This window comes from Blautia sp. DFI.3.45 (assembly GCF_020593505.1).
GTDB classification, from domain to species: domain Bacteria; phylum Bacillota; class Clostridia; order Lachnospirales; family Lachnospiraceae; genus Blautia_A; species Blautia_A wexlerae.
The window spans coordinates 61,883-77,900 of record NZ_JAJDMI010000001.1 but is presented as its reverse complement, the minus strand read 5'-3'; the positions used below and the strand labels follow the sequence as shown (position 1 = coordinate 77,900).

Here is a 16,018-nt window from a genome sequence, read left to right as displayed (position 1 = left end):
AGAATGATTTTTTATTTATTACTCATGAAGAAAACCAGTCAGTGGAGAGGATGCGCTTGCACCTTTTTCCAGGGTTCTTCCCAGTCCGGCAAGGTATGCACTTCGTCCTGCTTCAATAGCTTTTTTAAATGCTTCAGCCATTATCTGCACATCACCTGCTGTGGCAATCGCAGTATTTGCCATAACTGCAGATGCCCCCATCTCCATGGCTTCACACGCCTGAGAAGGACGTCCGATTCCTGCATCTACAATGATTGGGAGCTCAATTTCGTCAATCAAAATCTGGATAAATTCCTTAGTGCACAGACCTTTATTAGAGCCGATCGGAGAACCCAGCGGCATGATGCAGGCAGCTCCGGCATTTACCAGATCTCTGGCAGCATTCAGATCCGGGTACATATAAGGCATTACTACAAATCCTTCTTTTGCAAGAATTTCTGTAGCTTTGACAGTTTCATAGTTATCCGGAAGCAGATATTTTGAATCATGGATCACTTCGATCTTTACGAAATCACCGCATCCGATTTCTCTGGAAAGTCTGGCAATACGAACTGCTTCTTCTGCATTTCTGGCACCTGAAGTATTGGGAAGAAGAGTAACATTTTTCGGAATATAGTCCAGAATATTTGCCAGTCCACCTTCATTGGCACGACGCAGAGCCAGAGTGATGATCTGCGCATCTGCCTTTTCAATACATGCTTTCACCAGATCCAGAGAAAATTTTCCGGATCCCAGAATAAAACGGGAAGTAAATTCATGACCTCCCAGAATCAGTTTGTCTTCATTATTTGTACTCATAATTTAAGTCCTTCTTTCGTATATTATAATGTGATATCAGGATATTCCTGTTTATCTTCCACCTCCCATGAAGCTGACTATTTCCAGTATGTCATTTTCATGTAAAACAGTAGTGCTGTACTCGGCTTTTGACAGAATTCTTTCATTTAATTCTACTGCGATCTGGCTGGGCACATAGCTGTTTTCCTCCAAATATTGCCCTATTGTAAGAGTATTCTGCAATTCTTTTGTTTTTCCATTAACAGTAATAAGCATACTTTCTCCTTTCCGGGAAAAGAAGGTCCGGCCTCTACAACATAAAAAAGAGTCCACAAAAGAATACACCCGCGGTGGTGCACCCCTTCATGAACTCTGTTCACTCTCATCTTTCCCAATATTCATCTGTTATAATGTAAATTTCCCTGTAAGCCCCCGGTTTTCTCTCACTTATTACAGATTGATTACCGGACAGCTGAATTTCTTCAAATGCATGAGATAAATAAAAAGGAGATGCCAGTCATCTCCCTTTAAAATCATATCTTATAGGTTCCTACGTTGGCATTATCCAAATCAGGTATATGGGTCGAAGTTGATGACTTCCTCTCAGCCTGCACTCACAAGCTCCCCTTTCTTTACATGGATAAAGTATAATCTTTTATCCCATGTGTGTCAAGACCATATTTCTACATCCTCAGTTTCTTATGAAACTCCCGCATCGTATCCTTCTTGCAGAAGATAAACAGTGCAGCCAATGTCAGAAAACTGATTCCGGCACAGATTACTGAAGGTACGGCAAACTGCACGATTCCAGTCCAAACCAATATCATCGGAATCAGTCCTGCAATTCCGGCCTGTACAAGATAAAACAGATATTCTTCCCTTTCCAGACGGTTTATTTTTGCGATCACAGGAACAGAAAACTGCACTGCCAATATCCCGAAAGGAATCACAAAATCCACAGACCAGCCCTTCCATCCGGTAAACCGGTCCCATAGGATTGCGATTGCTGATATGAGCAAAAGCTGCCACATTTCATTCTTCAGAATATTCCTGCGTTTATAATATGCTACCATAACAACCAGCCATGCACAGGCACATCCTGCTCCTGCAAACCAGAACCAGTTCAGTACACCTGCCATCATAAAATTAATCATTCCGCAGATTACCGCAATTGCCAGACACAGGAAGCTGAAAGTCTGGATAACCTTCTGATTTTCTTTTTTCTCAAGCCTGTGCTTTTCCCCATATCCCGGAAATTCATTCTTTAATTCTCTGTGGGAAACATTCTCCTCGCCGAGCATCCGCTGGAAATTCCTCTGGATACTGTCATCCGGTATCTTGGAAGTAAATCCCAGTACCATCTCATCCCCATAAGAACAGGAACACATCTGCAGAGAATTGGTACTTGCAAAAATCCCAAAATGCTGAATATATTCTTTGTACTCCTCCGGCAAACGAATAATGCCGATATTAGAATAAACTGCCGTAATGCTCCTGCTTCCCAGATTGGCTCCGATCATCAGAAAATATTTCTTGATCTCCAACGGAACAGCACGTACAAAAGGATTCTTCTCAATGCGCACATATCCGCTCATATGCATGGCAATCTTTTCTTTTACCAGTTCTTCTTCGAACTGTTTCTTCACAGATAAAAGTACATCTTCAAAGGTTGTTTCATCAGAAAATATATATCCCACCTCAATCCATCCAAAGAAATTTGTCATAGACTGAGACGGAAAATAATTTCTCAGATTCACCGGAATCATCAATGCTACCGGTCGTTTCTGCTGATTCTTTGGAATCTCTTCCCGAATAGAACACAGCATCATTGCTGTCAGTAAAACAGTGATGGAAACTCCACAGGAGCGGACTTTCCGGTGGATATCTCTTCTTTATCTCCATGTGTAATTTCCTCTGCATGCTTAATCTGCGGAAGATCTGCCTGTGGATGTGCCAGGATCAGATAATCCTGAACCAGTTCCTGCAGGAAATGCATGGCTCCGCAGGTGAATTACCTGGTTAATTAATCGTGGCGCTCATCCGTATTACTGTACATTTCACAGAATCTTGCAGCAAATGCCGGTGGTTCATCATGCACATATAAATGGGAAATATCACCAAATGCGCTGATACGAAAACTTGCGATTCCTTCTCTTCGTTCTTCTGTATTGACAGTTGTCACTGAACTTGGTGCTGCGCAGAATCCATGCCACAGTACCATTGGAGAAGCACCGATCAGATGCGCAAGAAGCACACATTCCAGACCAAAATGGCAGAAGAATACCAGCGTATCTTCATTTGGTTTCTCCACTCTGTAATAATGTCCTTCACGTACATAACCATGTTCGGCAAGAAGCTTATCAAACTTTCCTGTTACATAGTCATAGTATCCTTTGGCATCAGACTGCTGAAGTCTCTCGTTTTCATACCAGTGATCATACTGGTAAAATCTCTCGTCCTGTGTCCAGTCCTGCGGAAGCCAGTCCCATAATCTCTTCTGCCTGTCAGTAACATCCGGGCGATCGATCAGAACATCAAATTCCCTCAGCCAGTCACACTCAACTGCTGTACGGTTCATTTTCTTCAATGTAAAAGAGGCTGTATCCTTTGCCCTTCCAAGAGGTGATACATAGAAATCCTTTACATCAAGTTTTGACAGTCTTTCTGATAGATATTCTGCTTCTTTCCAGCCTTTTTCTGTAAGAGAATCAATGGAATAATCCGGATCTCCATGTCGCACGATCAATAATCTCATTCGTATTGTTCCTTTCTTTTGTCTCAGTTCTTCTATTATCTCAGATCAGATCGTATCCAAATAGTCTGGCATCTTCCATTCATAGATCTTATCTGAGTTTTTTTAATTTCCACATTCTTCTGTAACCGGAGGGATTGTTTCCTCATAAATATTGTTACTGTTCACTCCGTTCACAGTAACTAAATATCTTCTGATGTGGATAAGTTCTGCTTATCATATGACGCTTCTATTCTAACACCAAGTTCCGGTTTCTGCACCAAAAATTCTCTGCAGTCCGGTTCAGTTACTGCAAAAGTCGGCCGGCTGTTTATTTATAGCCATTCCATAAAATACTGCACTTGCTATAACAAAAAAAGGATGTGCAACTCTGACACATCCTTTTTTGTTCGCATTTTATTTACCTGCTTCAATTGCCTTCTGAAATCTCTGTGCGATTTCCAGCGGACGTGTGATCGCTCCGCCTACCACGATCGCCCATACACCTGTCTGTAGTGCTTTTACAGCCTGATCCGGATAATGGATCTTGCCTTCTCCGATAACCGGAATATCTGTATCTTTTGCAAGCCTCTCCATCAGTTCATAATCTGGTTCATCCTTTTTTGAAGTGTAATCAGTGTAACCGCTCATGGTTGTTCCAACAATATCCACACCACACTTCCATGCATTGATACCTTCTTCATAATTAGAAATATCTGCCATCAGGATAATATCCGGGTATTTCTCTTTGATCTGTGCGATAAACTCATTGACAGTTATGCCATCACCACGCTTGCGAAGTGTACAGTCAAGAGCTACAACATCAGATCCTGCTGCTACCAGATCGTCTACTTCTTTCATGGTAGGTGTGATATATCCTTCATATCCGGGATACTGGATTTTCACCAGACCGATTACCGGAAGACCTGTTTCTTCTTTGATCGCTATGACATCGCGGATACTGCTTGTACGGATTGCAGGTGTACCTGCCTGTTTTGCAGCGCGTGCCATCAGGTACATAATGGATTTCTCTTCTACATATAATGGTTCATCTTCTACCGCCTGACAGGAAATGATCATTTTTCCATGAATCGCATCTAAAATTTCTTTTTTAGTTATCATTTTTCTCCTTGATACAGAACTGCATTCCGGCAAAATGTCCATACTCTTATCTGTGCACATTCTGTCGGAAAGCTTTTCTTTTACACTACAGTACCTTAACAATATTCAACTCTTCGTCTGTCAACACAATATCTGCCCGTTTTCCGGGAGTAAGGGAACCCACTTCATTATAAATCCCAATACTTCTCGCCGGATTTGCTGTTGCTGCCAGAATCGCTTCTCTTTCCGGTACACCCATGGAAATAACACACTTCATACAATCAAAAAGGCAGGTTGCAGAACCGGCGATCGTTCCGTCTGCCAGAGTTGCCTTTCTGTCTTTCATGGTCACTTCCTGTCCGCCCAGTTCATACAATCCATTCTCCATACCTGTTGCCATCATGGAGTCACTGATAAGGACGACTCTGCTGTCTCCAAATAAACGGAAGGTATTGCGTACAGTTACAGGATGGATATGAATCCCATCACCGATCAGTTCTACCATACAGTCCTGATTGTCTGCTGCTGCGCCAATCACACCGGGTTCTCTGTGTCCCATAGGATTCATGGCATTATAAAGATGAGTCACATGAAGTGCTCCCTCTTTCATCGCTTCTGCTGCGCAGCCATAATCTGCTGCTGTATGTCCGATGGAAATAACCACTTCATTATGTAATTCTCTGATAAATTCCTCAGAGCCTTCCATATTCGGTGCAAGAGTTACCAGTTTGATCATTCCGCCCGCAGCTTCGTTACATGCTCTGAAAAATTCAATATCCGGTTTACGGATATAGCCTTCTACATGTGCTCCCTTTTTCACAGGATCAAGGAAAGGCCCTTCCATATTGATACCCACAATACGTGTACAGGTTTCATCCTGTTCTACATCTTTTGCAGTCTGGAAAATCTTAAGTAATTCTTCTTTCGGAAGTGTCATGGATGTCGGGCAATAGGATGTGATTCCATGAGATTTTTCATACTGAAGGATTGTTCTTAACCCATCAACATCTGCATCTGAGAAATCATGTCTGACTGCACCATGGCTGTGGATATCTACCAGTCCGGGCAGAACCTTCAGTCCCGATGCATCCAGTTGCGTTTTGTCGGTTACTTCATCTGCTGAAGCCACAATTCTGCCGTTCTCTACATACAGATCTGTGACTTTATAACTGCCATCTTTCTGAAAAACTTTTCCATTCTTTATAATCATCTGATTTTTGCCTCTTTTCTCGCTGAAGTGAATTATTAAGTATTTCCCTGACCTTATCTCTGTCAGGCAATTCTTTCCACTGATACTGTTATTATCACACAAGAGCCGATATTATAAAAGTCCTTTTTCTTTAATAAGACTTAAAGCATCTTCATCTGCCACTACAGTTACATCCTGATGAAGCTGAAGGATAGATGCAGGTACATTCGGTGTGATCGGTCCGTACAGAGATTTGTACAAAGCATCTGCCTTGGCACTTCCTGTTGCTACAAGAAGAATTTTCTTTGCTGCCATAATGTTCTTGATTCCCATGGTGTATGCCTGTTTCGGAACTTCATCCATACTTTCAAAAAATCTTGCATTTGCCTTGATAGTGCTTTCTGTAAGGTCTACACAATGAGTTTCCTTCTCAAAAGCTTCTCCGGGTTCATTGAAACCAATATGTCCGTTTCCGCCGATTCCCAGAAGCTGGATATCAATTCCACCTACACTGCGGATGATCTCATTATAATCTGCACATGCTTTGTCGCTGTCTTCTTCCAGTCCATTTGGTACATAGGTTTTGTTTTTGTCAATGTTTACATGATCGAACAAGTTTGTGTTCATGAAATAACGGTAGCTCTGGTCGTTGTCACCGGAAAGTCCTTTATACTCATCCAAGTTTACAGATGTGATCTGTGAGAAATCAAGGTCACCTTTGTTGTACCACTCGATAAGCTGTTTATATAATCCGACCGGTGTAGAGCCTGTTGCCAGTCCAAGAACTGCGTTTGGTTTCATAATAATCTGGGCAGACATGATATTAGCTGCTTTTCTGCTTACGTCCTGATAATCTTTACCTACATAAATAATCATAGTTTTCTCCTTTTTTGCGTGTCATCTGACACTGCCGATTTGTTATAAGCTCATTATAATTCCCGTTGGTTCTATTTTCAATGAATGTATTGTTTTTAGAATCTTCTTTCATTTTTTATTATTTTGAGCCATTTTGCAGTTCGGTTTTTAAAGCTTGCCGAAATTACTTTCCTTGTTTATATTTTTCATGAAAATATTTACATTCTCCTTGTGAAACAAATTGTACAATGTTATAGTAATCTATAGCAATTCCACCATACAGAAAGGATTCCATATGTCATTAAACAAACATAAAATTATTCCTTTAATTGAATCTTATTACCATACATTCACTCCGCTGGAAAGAACAATCGCCGATTTCTTTATTCATAATACTGAAGAGCAGGATTTTTCTTCCAGAAATATTTCCGGGCTTCTTTATGTATCTGAAGCTTCACTTTCACGTTTCGCCCAGAAATGTGGTTTTCACGGATACAGAGAATTTATTTATGAGTATAAGCAGAGACTGGCACCAGGTCCCGAAGAAAATATTCCGAATTTTGAAGTATCGGAATTTAATACTTATCAGGAACTTCTGAATAAATCTAACGCTCTGCTGGACAAAGCGCAGATCACACGGATCACAAATCTGCTGGTTTCCAAACCTCGTGTTTATGTTTACGGAAGAGGCAGTTCCGGTCTCGTAGCTCAGGAGATGAAGCTTCGTTTCATGCGTATCGGACTGAATATCGAAGCAGTTACAGACAGTCATATTATGAAGGTGAATTCTGTTATTCTGGATGAGAACTGTCTGGTCATCGGTATCAGTGTCAGCGGACAGACGGATGATATTATCTCTTCTCTGAAGGCTGCACATCAGCACGGAGCTTATACACTTCTTATGACCGCAAGACAGGACAAATCCTATCAGGACTTCTGCGATGAGACGCTCATCTTCGCAAGCATGGAACATCTGGAATATGGAAATATCATTTCCCCACAGTTTCCTATTCTGCTGGTTCTGGATGTACTTTATGCTCACTATCTGCAGATTGACAGGAGCAAAAAAGAAGCTCTGCATGAATATACGATACAGACACTTCAGCCATTTCTGATTAAATAATTCTGATATGCAGGAAACATTCCCGACACTATCCACTGCCAAAATAGCCATAGAAAATCCCTCTTAAGAAGATTTTGGTTATTTACCTTGTCTACTTAAGAGGGATTATTTTTATTTACTGTCTTTTACAAGACGGATCACATTCCATGATGCTTTATGCAGCATACTTGTCAATTCCCCATTGTCCATTGTTGTCTGCTGTGTTGTCTTTGGTTTTACATTTTCCTGTCCGAAAGCATTGACTACCTTCAGGTCATCGCTTTCAAGTACGATATGCTCAGCAACTCTGTAGCCTTCGAAGCTTCTTACATCTGTATTAAGAACAACATCCTCTTTCAGATTTCTGTTTACTGCAAAGACAGTAACTTCTTCTTTCTCTTCATTGTAAACAGCAACTGCTTCAATATCTGTGATGCTTCCGTGTCCGCTTGTCTCATGCTCTGTGGAAGAGATCACCGGCTGGAGTGCAACACCGCGGCCATATTTGGAGGCATGCATAAACGGATAGAAAATTGTCTGTTTCCAGGAACCGCCACCGTTCGGGTCTGTCATAATCGGAGCGATAACGTTGATGAGCTGTGCAAGGCATGCTACTTTTACTCTGTCAGAATGACGGATCAGAACGATCAGCATCAGACCTACCAACAGGGCATCTTCGAAGTTGTAGATATCCTCAAGAAGCGGCGGTGCCACCTGCCATGGATGGTTTTCTGTGATATCATTATCAACAGCGTTGGAATGATACCATACATTCCACTCATCAAAGCTGAGGTACATATTCTTTTTGCTGCGTTTTTTTGCTTTTACATAATCGCAGGTTGCGATAATGGTGCGGATAAATTCGTCCATATCATCGGACTTTGCGAGGAAGTCATTGCTGTCATCAGAACGGTTTCCATAATATGTATGAAGAGATAAATAATCTACATAATCATATGTGTGGCTCAGTACATGGTCTTCCCAGAGTGCAAAGGTCGGCATCTCCTGATTGGAGCTTCCGCATACAACAAACTCAATAGACGGGTCAATAAGCTTCATTGCTTTGGCTGTCTCTTCTGCCAGTCTTCCATACTCATCCATAGTCTTGTGACCGATCTGCCATGGACCGTCCATTTCATTCCCAAGGCACCAGGTTTTGAATCCGTATGGATCCTTCTGTCCGTGTTTGATACGGAGATCACTGTATTTGGTTCCACCTGGATGATTGCAGTATTCCAGAAGGTTGCAGGCATCTGTGATTCCTCTTGTTCCCAGATTGACCGCCATCATAACCTCTGAGTTGGCTGCATCTGCCCATTTCTTAAATTCATGGAGTCCTACCTCGTTCTTTTCCAGGCTTCTCCATGCAAGCTCCAGTCTGTGAGGTCTTTCCTCAACCGGTCCTACACTGTCTTCCCAGTAAAAGTTAGATACAAAGTTTCCGCCCGGATAACGTACGATCGGCACGTCCAGCTCTTTTACCAGATCAATGACATCCTTACGGAATCCGTCAGCATTGGAAAGTGGATGTCCTGGCTGATAAATTCCATCGTATACAGCTCTTCCCAGATGTTCAATAAAGGAACCATAAATTCTTTTGTCGATCTTGGAAATGGAAAATGCTTTGTCCACTACCATTTTTGCCTGTTTCGCCATAATGTTTTTTGAACCTCCGTTCTTAGTAATTGGTTTGAAAAATTAGTTTATCATTATATTATTTGAGCTGCCTCATAAGTAATGTTAAATGATCACCAGTTACAGTAACATTAATTTCAAAACTCAATGGGACAGCTCATTTTTTATCATATCAGTAAATTATGATTCAAATACTTACAACTTTTGATCAACCCTTAACAGCACCGGATGTCATACCATCGATCAGGTATCTCTGGAAGATCAGGTAGATGATCAGGATTGGAAGAATACCGAACATGGAACCTGCGATCAGAAGGTTGTAGTTATTTCCATAAGGTGTCAGCAGTGTATTCAGACCGATCTGCAGTGTAAATTTACTTGTATCACGGAATACCAGCATCGGCCATAACATGTTGTTCCAGGAACCCATTGCACAGAGGATTGCCATGGATGCAAATGCCGGTTTGGTGATCGGCATCATAATCTTAACACTGATACCATACTCTGTGCATCCGTCGATTCTTCCTGCATCCAGAAGCTCTTTCGGAAGACTCTGCATGTACTGTTTAAAGAAGAAAATCGTCGACGCACCACATAGTCCGGGGAGAATAACACCGGCTCTTGTATTGATGATTCCAAGAGATGTAACTTCGTTATACAGAGGAAGCATCAGGATTTCAAAAGGAACACACATAGTTGCGATTACCAGGAAGAATAAAAATCCCTGAAGTTTAAATTTGTACATGGTCAGACCGTATGCGATGAAGTAGCATACCAGCAGTGTCAGAACTACTGTGATCAGTGTCAGGATCAGACTGTTTTTATACCACATGAAATATTTTCGGGAATCCTCATTTCCGGAAAACAGGTATTTGTAGTTATCCAGATGCATCTTGGAAAAATCAAGATTCAGGGACATACCTTTCATAACCACTTCACGGCCTTCCTGGAAGGAAGCGAAGAAACCTGCAAGAAGCGGGAATGCGATCAGCACACAGAGGATAGCGAAAAGCCCTGTGGATAATACAGACGCAACTTTATGATTTGATTCCATTGTCTTTGGCTGAGCTGCTGTTTTTGCCATATCACTTTTCCTCCTTCTTGAATGTTCCTGTTGCCACAAGCTGGACAACATTGATAGCCAGGGCAATGACCAGAAGCACCATACCTACAGCACACGCATAACCCATATCATTTTTCTCAATACCACGTTTATACAGATATCCTACGATAGTAAGACCAATGTTCTTCGGTGAGGAGTTACCATTCCACAACATGAAACTCTCAAGGAACATGGACAGACCGGCATATACGGAAATTGTAATAACATAGATGGTTGTCGGTTTCAGAAGCGGCAGTGTCAAATACCAGAATTTCTGTTTTGCATTGGCACCGTCGATATCTGCTGATTCATAAAGAGATGTATCAATACTCTTTAAACCGGAAATAAAATACAGCATGTTAACACCTGTCCATCTCCACATACAGAGTAATAACAAAGCTATCCATCCGGTAGTCTTTTCTTTCAGCCATGGAATACTTGCATTTCCAAGCAAATGCATTAACTGGTTCATCTGTCCGTTATCACCTTCTGAGAACATCAGTCGGAATAACATACCGGAAATAACTACAGATGTAAGTGCCGGAATGTACATGATCACTTTCCATACGCCTTTGGCTTTGGTAAGACGGCTTTCCATCAGTACTGCAAGCATCATTGGGATTGGAATCAGCAGGAGCAGTGTCAAAAGCATGTATTCCACACTGTTAAATACAGCCGTCTTGAAGAACTTATCGGAAGCCAGTTTCTGATAATGCTTCAGACCAACCCACTGAGAACCGCCAAATGAAATATCCTGAAAACTCATTACAATACCACTGATGAGCGGATATAACCAGAATACCAGAAGGCTGATAACAAACGGAAGTACGAATACGTAGGGTGCCACCTTCTGAGAATAGAGCATCTTTTTCACTTTATTCACAATGAATTCCTCCTCTTCTAAAAATAGCGGTAACTTTTCAGTATCTCACAGAATCATGATTTACTGAACAGTCACAGATAATTTCTTTTTTCTTATTACCATTATCCTGAAAAGAAATCAGACTCCACATCCTGTGAAAATCTCATTTCTCACCAGGATAACAGTAGAGGAGGTCAGGGAATGCGGTTCCCTGGCCTCCCATATCATTTCGGTCACTGCAGTAACCGTTCTTTATTCACTTGATCAGTGAACCATTATCATTTTATTATTCACACTCGAAATCAAGATAATCCTGTGCATCCTGAAGCGCTTCATCTACATCCATGCCATCCTCTAATACATTGTTCAGAGTTGTTGTACACATGTAATCGTTCAGTGTCGGAGAGTTCTTTGTTGTGTAAATAGTTCCGATTGCATCGTTTTCAGCAAGTTCATTCAGAACTTCGTATGGTTTTACACGGAAGAATGTGTTATAAGTATTGGATTCATCATATGCGAAATCTTCGTCAGACCATAATGCTGTGTTGCAGACGTCAAATCCAAGTTCGTTCCAGATCAGGTTTTCACCTTCTTCAGAGCATTTAGCCCATGCAAGCCATTCAGCTGCAAGTTCAGGATTCTCACACTGATTTGTTACAACAGTACCTGTACCACCGATACCAACGGAGCATTTCTGTCCTTCTTCAAATACAGGGCATGTTGTGATGTCATATTTGCCTTCCATCTCCGGCATGTAATCTTTGAAACGGCTCATGTACCACATAGCTTTCGGGAAGGAAGCAATTTTACCTTCCATGATGTTGGAGAAACCAGCTTCAAGGTCAACATGTCCGTCTGTGGATACCATTGCGATTCCATCGTTTAACCAGTTCTGCTGCATTGTGAGCATTTCTTTTACAGAATCAAGCTGTACGTTTACAGTTCCGTCCGGACCGCCTGTCCAGTCTTCACCATTCTCAGCCATTGCAAGCCACATCCAGTCAACACCGCCTGTATCAACAGAAGTTAAGTACACTTCACCGTTGGAAGCTTCTTTTAATTCTTCACCAAGTTTTGTATAATCATCCCATGTCTTTACAGATTTGTAATCTAATCCATAAGATTCAAGAAGATCTGCGTTCCAGTACATAACAGTTGCACCTACATGGAAAGGAACACCAAGTCTTGTTCCGTCAGCTTTGGAATAAACATCAAGTCTTGACTGCACCATTGTATCTTCATAAGGAGCAAGTGCATCATTCATGGAATACAGAGGGCTGTCATCACCGGAATAGTTCGGGAACTGTCCGATCTCGATATCGCAGAGGTCAGGAGCACCGGATCCTGCCTGTAAGGACATCATTAATTTGTTATGCATATCAGAGTATGGATATGTACTGAATGTAATCTGGATCTGTTTGTCCGGATTCTCTTCATTCCACTTATCTACCATCTGACCATAAAACTCATTATGCAGGTCTACGAATGACCACATCTCGAATTTTGTTCCATCATCAGGACCTACGGTTGTTACTGCTGTAGGCTCTCCTTCAGCCGGTTCTTCGCTCTCAGCAGCTTCCTCTGTTGTGTCTTCTTCTGCAAAGACATTCACTGCCATGCTCATACTGGACACTGCCATAGCCGCAGTCATAAGTAACGCGAACAATTTTCTTCTCTTCATAAAAAGATCCTCCTTTTTTGCATTTCTTTGCGCTCTTCCGGTTTCAATGATGCCATTGTACAAACCCCATAATCATTTCGTATTTTTTTAAAATATATAGTCCATCTTTTTGTTATGGTCATTTTGCACAACTTTTTTATTTTCAGCTCCGGTTTATGTTGATATTATATAATTCTTTCCTGTAAATGTCAATATATTTTTGATTTATTTTTATTATTTTAGTTTTATCTAAAATAAATGCCCGTTATTTATTCATCAATCTATCTATTTTTTTGCTATTTCCCTATATTTTTTTAACCAATTTTATGGTAAAATAACTAATCAAAACGTATTTTTCTAAAAATTCTTATTTAGTGTTATATACCTGTAAATACAGTCAAAAGGAGGTTTTTACATGAAATCCTGTTCTGTTTCCGATGGTCTTGCCATCTTCAAAGCTCTCGGTTCCCCTGTCCGTGTACAAATTTTGCGTCTGATCCAAGAAAGAGAAGGTCTGAATATTAAACAAATTGCACAAAACCTGAAAATTCCCGTTACAACCCTGTCCCCTCACCTTAATCTTCTGGCCGAAGCCGGGCTGATAGAATTCAGGGATGAATCTCTCTCACACGGAACACAGAAACGCTGCTATTTTATAAAAGACTGGGATCAGCTTCTGGTAAATATGGCGCTTTACGGTCCTGATCTGCAGACTTACAGTGCAGAAATCGGCGTGGGACATTTTTCTGATTTCTCGGTAACTCCCACCTGTGGTATGGCAACTTCTACTTCTTTTGTGGGACAGTTGGATCAGCCACGGTATTTCATACACCCAGGCAGCCGCCAGGCAAGGATCGTCTGGTTCACCACCGGATATCTGGAGTATATACTGCCCAATTTCATCCCTGATCACAGCGTGATTGAAGAACTGACAGTTTCCTTTGAGATCAGTTCCGAAGCCCCCCGATTCTGTAATGTGTGGCCTTCTGATATTACCTTTTCCCTGAACGGTGTAATCCTTGGCACCTGGACCAGCCCTGGTGATTATGGGGACCGCAGAGGGAAATACAATCCTTCCTGGTGGTTTTCTTTTCTGAATCAGTATGGTTTGCTGAAAAAACTGACGATCACCCCTGAAGGCACTTTTCTGGACACAGAAAAGCTGTCCGATGTTTCCACCAGACAGCTTGCACTCACTGATCAGTCCGTTATGAAATTGCGCTTTTCTGTTCTTCCGGGCGCCGAACATCCCGGCGGGTGTACTCTTTTTGGTGCAGGTTTCGGAGATTATAACCAGCATATACGGATTACCATCGGTTATCATCCCGAAAACATCTGATTTCTCCGCCTGACTTCAGATTTATATACTGCCCCGAATACTCCCACAGCCATTTATGGCAACAGATATTTCACACCCCATATAGTTTCATTATTGTCACCCTTAGCGCTGAAGCACATCGTATCATTGCCTGCCTCATCGGTCATTTCCAGGACAACTCCTGTATAAGTATTTTCACCGAGAGTCACATCAATATATGGTGTGCCTTCTTCTGCTTCCCATTTGCCTTCCAGTTCTTCTCCGGTAACTGTTCCGTCTGCATTAAGTTGAATCCTCTGCGGTTTATGTACCCTGTCCGAAATATCCGTACCATGATTTACCAGATAAAAAGTACCCTGGATTTCATCTCCGGAATATCCATCCTCTTTCAACGTCTCGCCGTCTGTGGCAAATGGCGCAGCAACCAGCCATCCGTCTTTTGTGCGGAACAACTGATGTACACGAGGCTCATGAAGTTCTCCGGTTTTAGCAAAACGCTGATGATAAACCAGGTATAATTTACCATCTTCATCTTCAAATGCAGTCTGTCCGCCTGGTGCCATATAGGTCTGGGTAAGACTTGGAAATGTATAATTTCCCATCATTTTCAGTCCATGATCTTTATGCTCCACAAATAAATACATATCCTTCCCTGCTGCATCTGTATAAGTTCCGTCCACAGTGTCACAGCGGAAGAGACGCATCTGATAACCTCCTTTTGCCTGCAGATTTCCATAGGACAAAAACAGATAATAATATCCACTGGTCTCATCATACATAATATGCGGACCTTCGATGGAGTTGTGATAACCACCGAGAAGTTTCTTGCCATAATAGCTGTCCACATGATTTTCCTCGTCTGCTTCCGGATAAATCGGATAGCCGGTCTCTTCATCAATCTCAATCAGAAAAATACCGCCGGACCAGGAGCCATAAACCATCCACATACGCCCGTCTTTATCATAAAAAACATCCGGGTCAATACAGTTTGGCCAGTTATTATTGTCATAAGACGCTGCTGTATATGGCCTTGGGTCTGTTCCCATCAGTTCTTCGATATTACTTTCCTTAACATCATGATAGCTATAACCAGAGTACAGGAATGTGTCCTCATAGTGATACGGACCTTCAATATCATCTGCTGTTGCAAAGCAGATATTGGATTTCACATAAGAAGATGTGGTGCAGAAATACATCACATATTTTCCCATTTTTTTGTTATAGATGACATCCGGTGCCCACACGGAATAACCACCTTCCTCGTTCTTTCCTACATAAGTAAACGCTGCCGGATCGCCGTCTTCTTCTCCGTCAAAAAGATTGTCAAACAGCTTATTCTCTGCATTGACCCCGGAGGAAAAACCGGTCCAGTTTCTCAGATCTGCAGACTTCGCAGATTCCATATGGGAGCCAAAGATATAGTAAGTGTCATTGTCTTTGATGACAGATGGATCATGCACGGAAGCTCCGGCAGTAAAGCCACCTTTCTTAATCTTGCTCTCAATATCATCTGCGCCTGCTGTTTCTTTTTCGTTTGCCGCATCTGTTGTCTCTGCTGTGCCATCAGCAGCTTCCGCAGCATATATACTCTGTGCTCCGAGAAGCATCATTCCTGTCAGCCCCAGGATCATTCCCCATTTTTTTCTCATACCAGCTCTCCTGTTCTCCAAATATTATTCTCTCTCA

Annotated in this window: 15 protein-coding genes and 1 riboswitch; of the genes, 2 read left to right on the top strand and 13 right to left on the bottom strand. The window is 41.8% G+C overall.

The window, feature by feature from the left end; genetic code table 11:
* Positions 1-18: 18 nt before the first annotated feature.
* From LJE09_RS00360 to nagB, 8 genes are all read right to left on the bottom strand, one after another.
* Positions 19-798, bottom strand: a complete 780-nt coding sequence (locus tag LJE09_RS00360; RefSeq protein WP_008707074.1) for a thiazole synthase — start codon at positions 796-798, stop codon at positions 19-21.
* Positions 799-849: 51 nt separating this feature from the next.
* Entirely contained in the window at positions 850-1,053 is a 204-nt protein-coding gene (thiS, locus tag LJE09_RS00355; RefSeq protein WP_008707075.1) for a sulfur carrier protein ThiS, read from the bottom strand.
* A 253-nt stretch (positions 1,054-1,306) separates the two neighbouring features.
* Positions 1,307-1,415, bottom strand: a riboswitch (TPP riboswitch).
* Positions 1,416-1,460: 45 nt separating this feature from the next.
* Positions 1,461-2,606: a DUF6320 domain-containing protein gene (locus LJE09_RS00350; protein ID WP_227310892.1), complete on the bottom strand. Its 1,146-nt coding sequence runs from the start codon at positions 2,604-2,606 to the stop codon at positions 1,461-1,463.
* A 5-nt stretch (positions 2,607-2,611) separates the two neighbouring features.
* On the bottom strand, positions 2,612-2,773 hold the full coding sequence (locus LJE09_RS00345) for a hypothetical protein (protein ID WP_226852835.1): 162 nt from the start codon (positions 2,771-2,773) through the stop codon (positions 2,612-2,614).
* 27 nt (positions 2,774-2,800) lie between these two features.
* On the bottom strand, positions 2,801-3,532 hold the full coding sequence (locus tag LJE09_RS00340; protein WP_055057683.1) for a histidine phosphatase family protein: 732 nt from the start codon (positions 3,530-3,532) through the stop codon (positions 2,801-2,803).
* Positions 3,533-3,925: 393 nt separating this feature from the next.
* Positions 3,926-4,630, bottom strand: a complete 705-nt coding sequence (locus LJE09_RS00335) for an N-acetylmannosamine-6-phosphate 2-epimerase (protein ID WP_207736080.1) — start codon at positions 4,628-4,630, stop codon at positions 3,926-3,928.
* A gap of 85 nt (positions 4,631-4,715) precedes the next feature.
* A complete protein-coding gene (nagA, locus tag LJE09_RS00330; protein ID WP_055053332.1) occupies positions 4,716-5,819 on the bottom strand; it encodes an N-acetylglucosamine-6-phosphate deacetylase in 1,104 nt (367 codons plus the stop codon).
* 111 nt (positions 5,820-5,930) lie between these two features.
* Positions 5,931-6,674 (bottom strand): glucosamine-6-phosphate deaminase, encoded by a 744-nt coding sequence (gene nagB, locus LJE09_RS00325; RefSeq protein ID WP_055053331.1) that lies wholly within the window; start codon positions 6,672-6,674, stop codon positions 5,931-5,933.
* 274 nt (positions 6,675-6,948) lie between these two features.
* Between nagB and LJE09_RS00320 the strand changes: the two genes are divergently transcribed.
* Positions 6,949-7,776 (top strand): MurR/RpiR family transcriptional regulator, encoded by an 828-nt coding sequence (locus LJE09_RS00320; RefSeq protein WP_055060142.1) that lies wholly within the window; start codon positions 6,949-6,951, stop codon positions 7,774-7,776.
* Positions 7,777-7,887: 111 nt separating this feature from the next.
* Here LJE09_RS00320 and arfA read toward each other — a convergent pair whose 3' ends face one another.
* The 4 genes from arfA to LJE09_RS00300 all read right to left on the bottom strand — a co-directional run bounded on the left by arfA (position 7,888) and on the right by LJE09_RS00300 (position 13,035).
* Complete coding sequence (gene arfA / locus LJE09_RS00315; RefSeq protein ID WP_118338964.1) at positions 7,888-9,411, bottom strand: arabinosylfuranosidase ArfA; 1,524 nt, start codon at positions 9,409-9,411, stop codon at positions 7,888-7,890.
* Positions 9,412-9,598: 187 nt separating this feature from the next.
* Complete coding sequence (locus LJE09_RS00310; RefSeq protein ID WP_172678313.1) at positions 9,599-10,474, bottom strand: carbohydrate ABC transporter permease; 876 nt, start codon at positions 10,472-10,474, stop codon at positions 9,599-9,601.
* Position 10,475: 1 nt separating this feature from the next.
* Positions 10,476-11,375: a carbohydrate ABC transporter permease gene (locus LJE09_RS00305; protein WP_330610738.1), complete on the bottom strand. Its 900-nt coding sequence runs from the start codon at positions 11,373-11,375 to the stop codon at positions 10,476-10,478.
* 265 nt (positions 11,376-11,640) lie between these two features.
* Positions 11,641-13,035 carry an ABC transporter substrate-binding protein gene (locus LJE09_RS00300; RefSeq protein WP_025577875.1) on the bottom strand — a complete coding sequence of 465 codons (1,395 nt, stop codon included), beginning with the start codon at positions 13,033-13,035 and terminating at the stop codon, positions 11,641-11,643.
* A 394-nt stretch (positions 13,036-13,429) separates the two neighbouring features.
* On the opposite strand from LJE09_RS00300, the gene LJE09_RS00295 reads away from it, so the two are divergent.
* Complete coding sequence (locus LJE09_RS00295; RefSeq protein WP_118409208.1) at positions 13,430-14,353, top strand: ArsR/SmtB family transcription factor; 924 nt, start codon at positions 13,430-13,432, stop codon at positions 14,351-14,353.
* A gap of 53 nt (positions 14,354-14,406) precedes the next feature.
* Here LJE09_RS00295 and LJE09_RS00290 read toward each other — a convergent pair whose 3' ends face one another.
* Positions 14,407-15,981: a glycoside hydrolase family 43 protein gene (locus tag LJE09_RS00290; RefSeq protein WP_118409209.1), complete on the bottom strand. Its 1,575-nt coding sequence runs from the start codon at positions 15,979-15,981 to the stop codon at positions 14,407-14,409.
* Between the last annotated feature and the right edge of the window lie 37 nt (positions 15,982-16,018).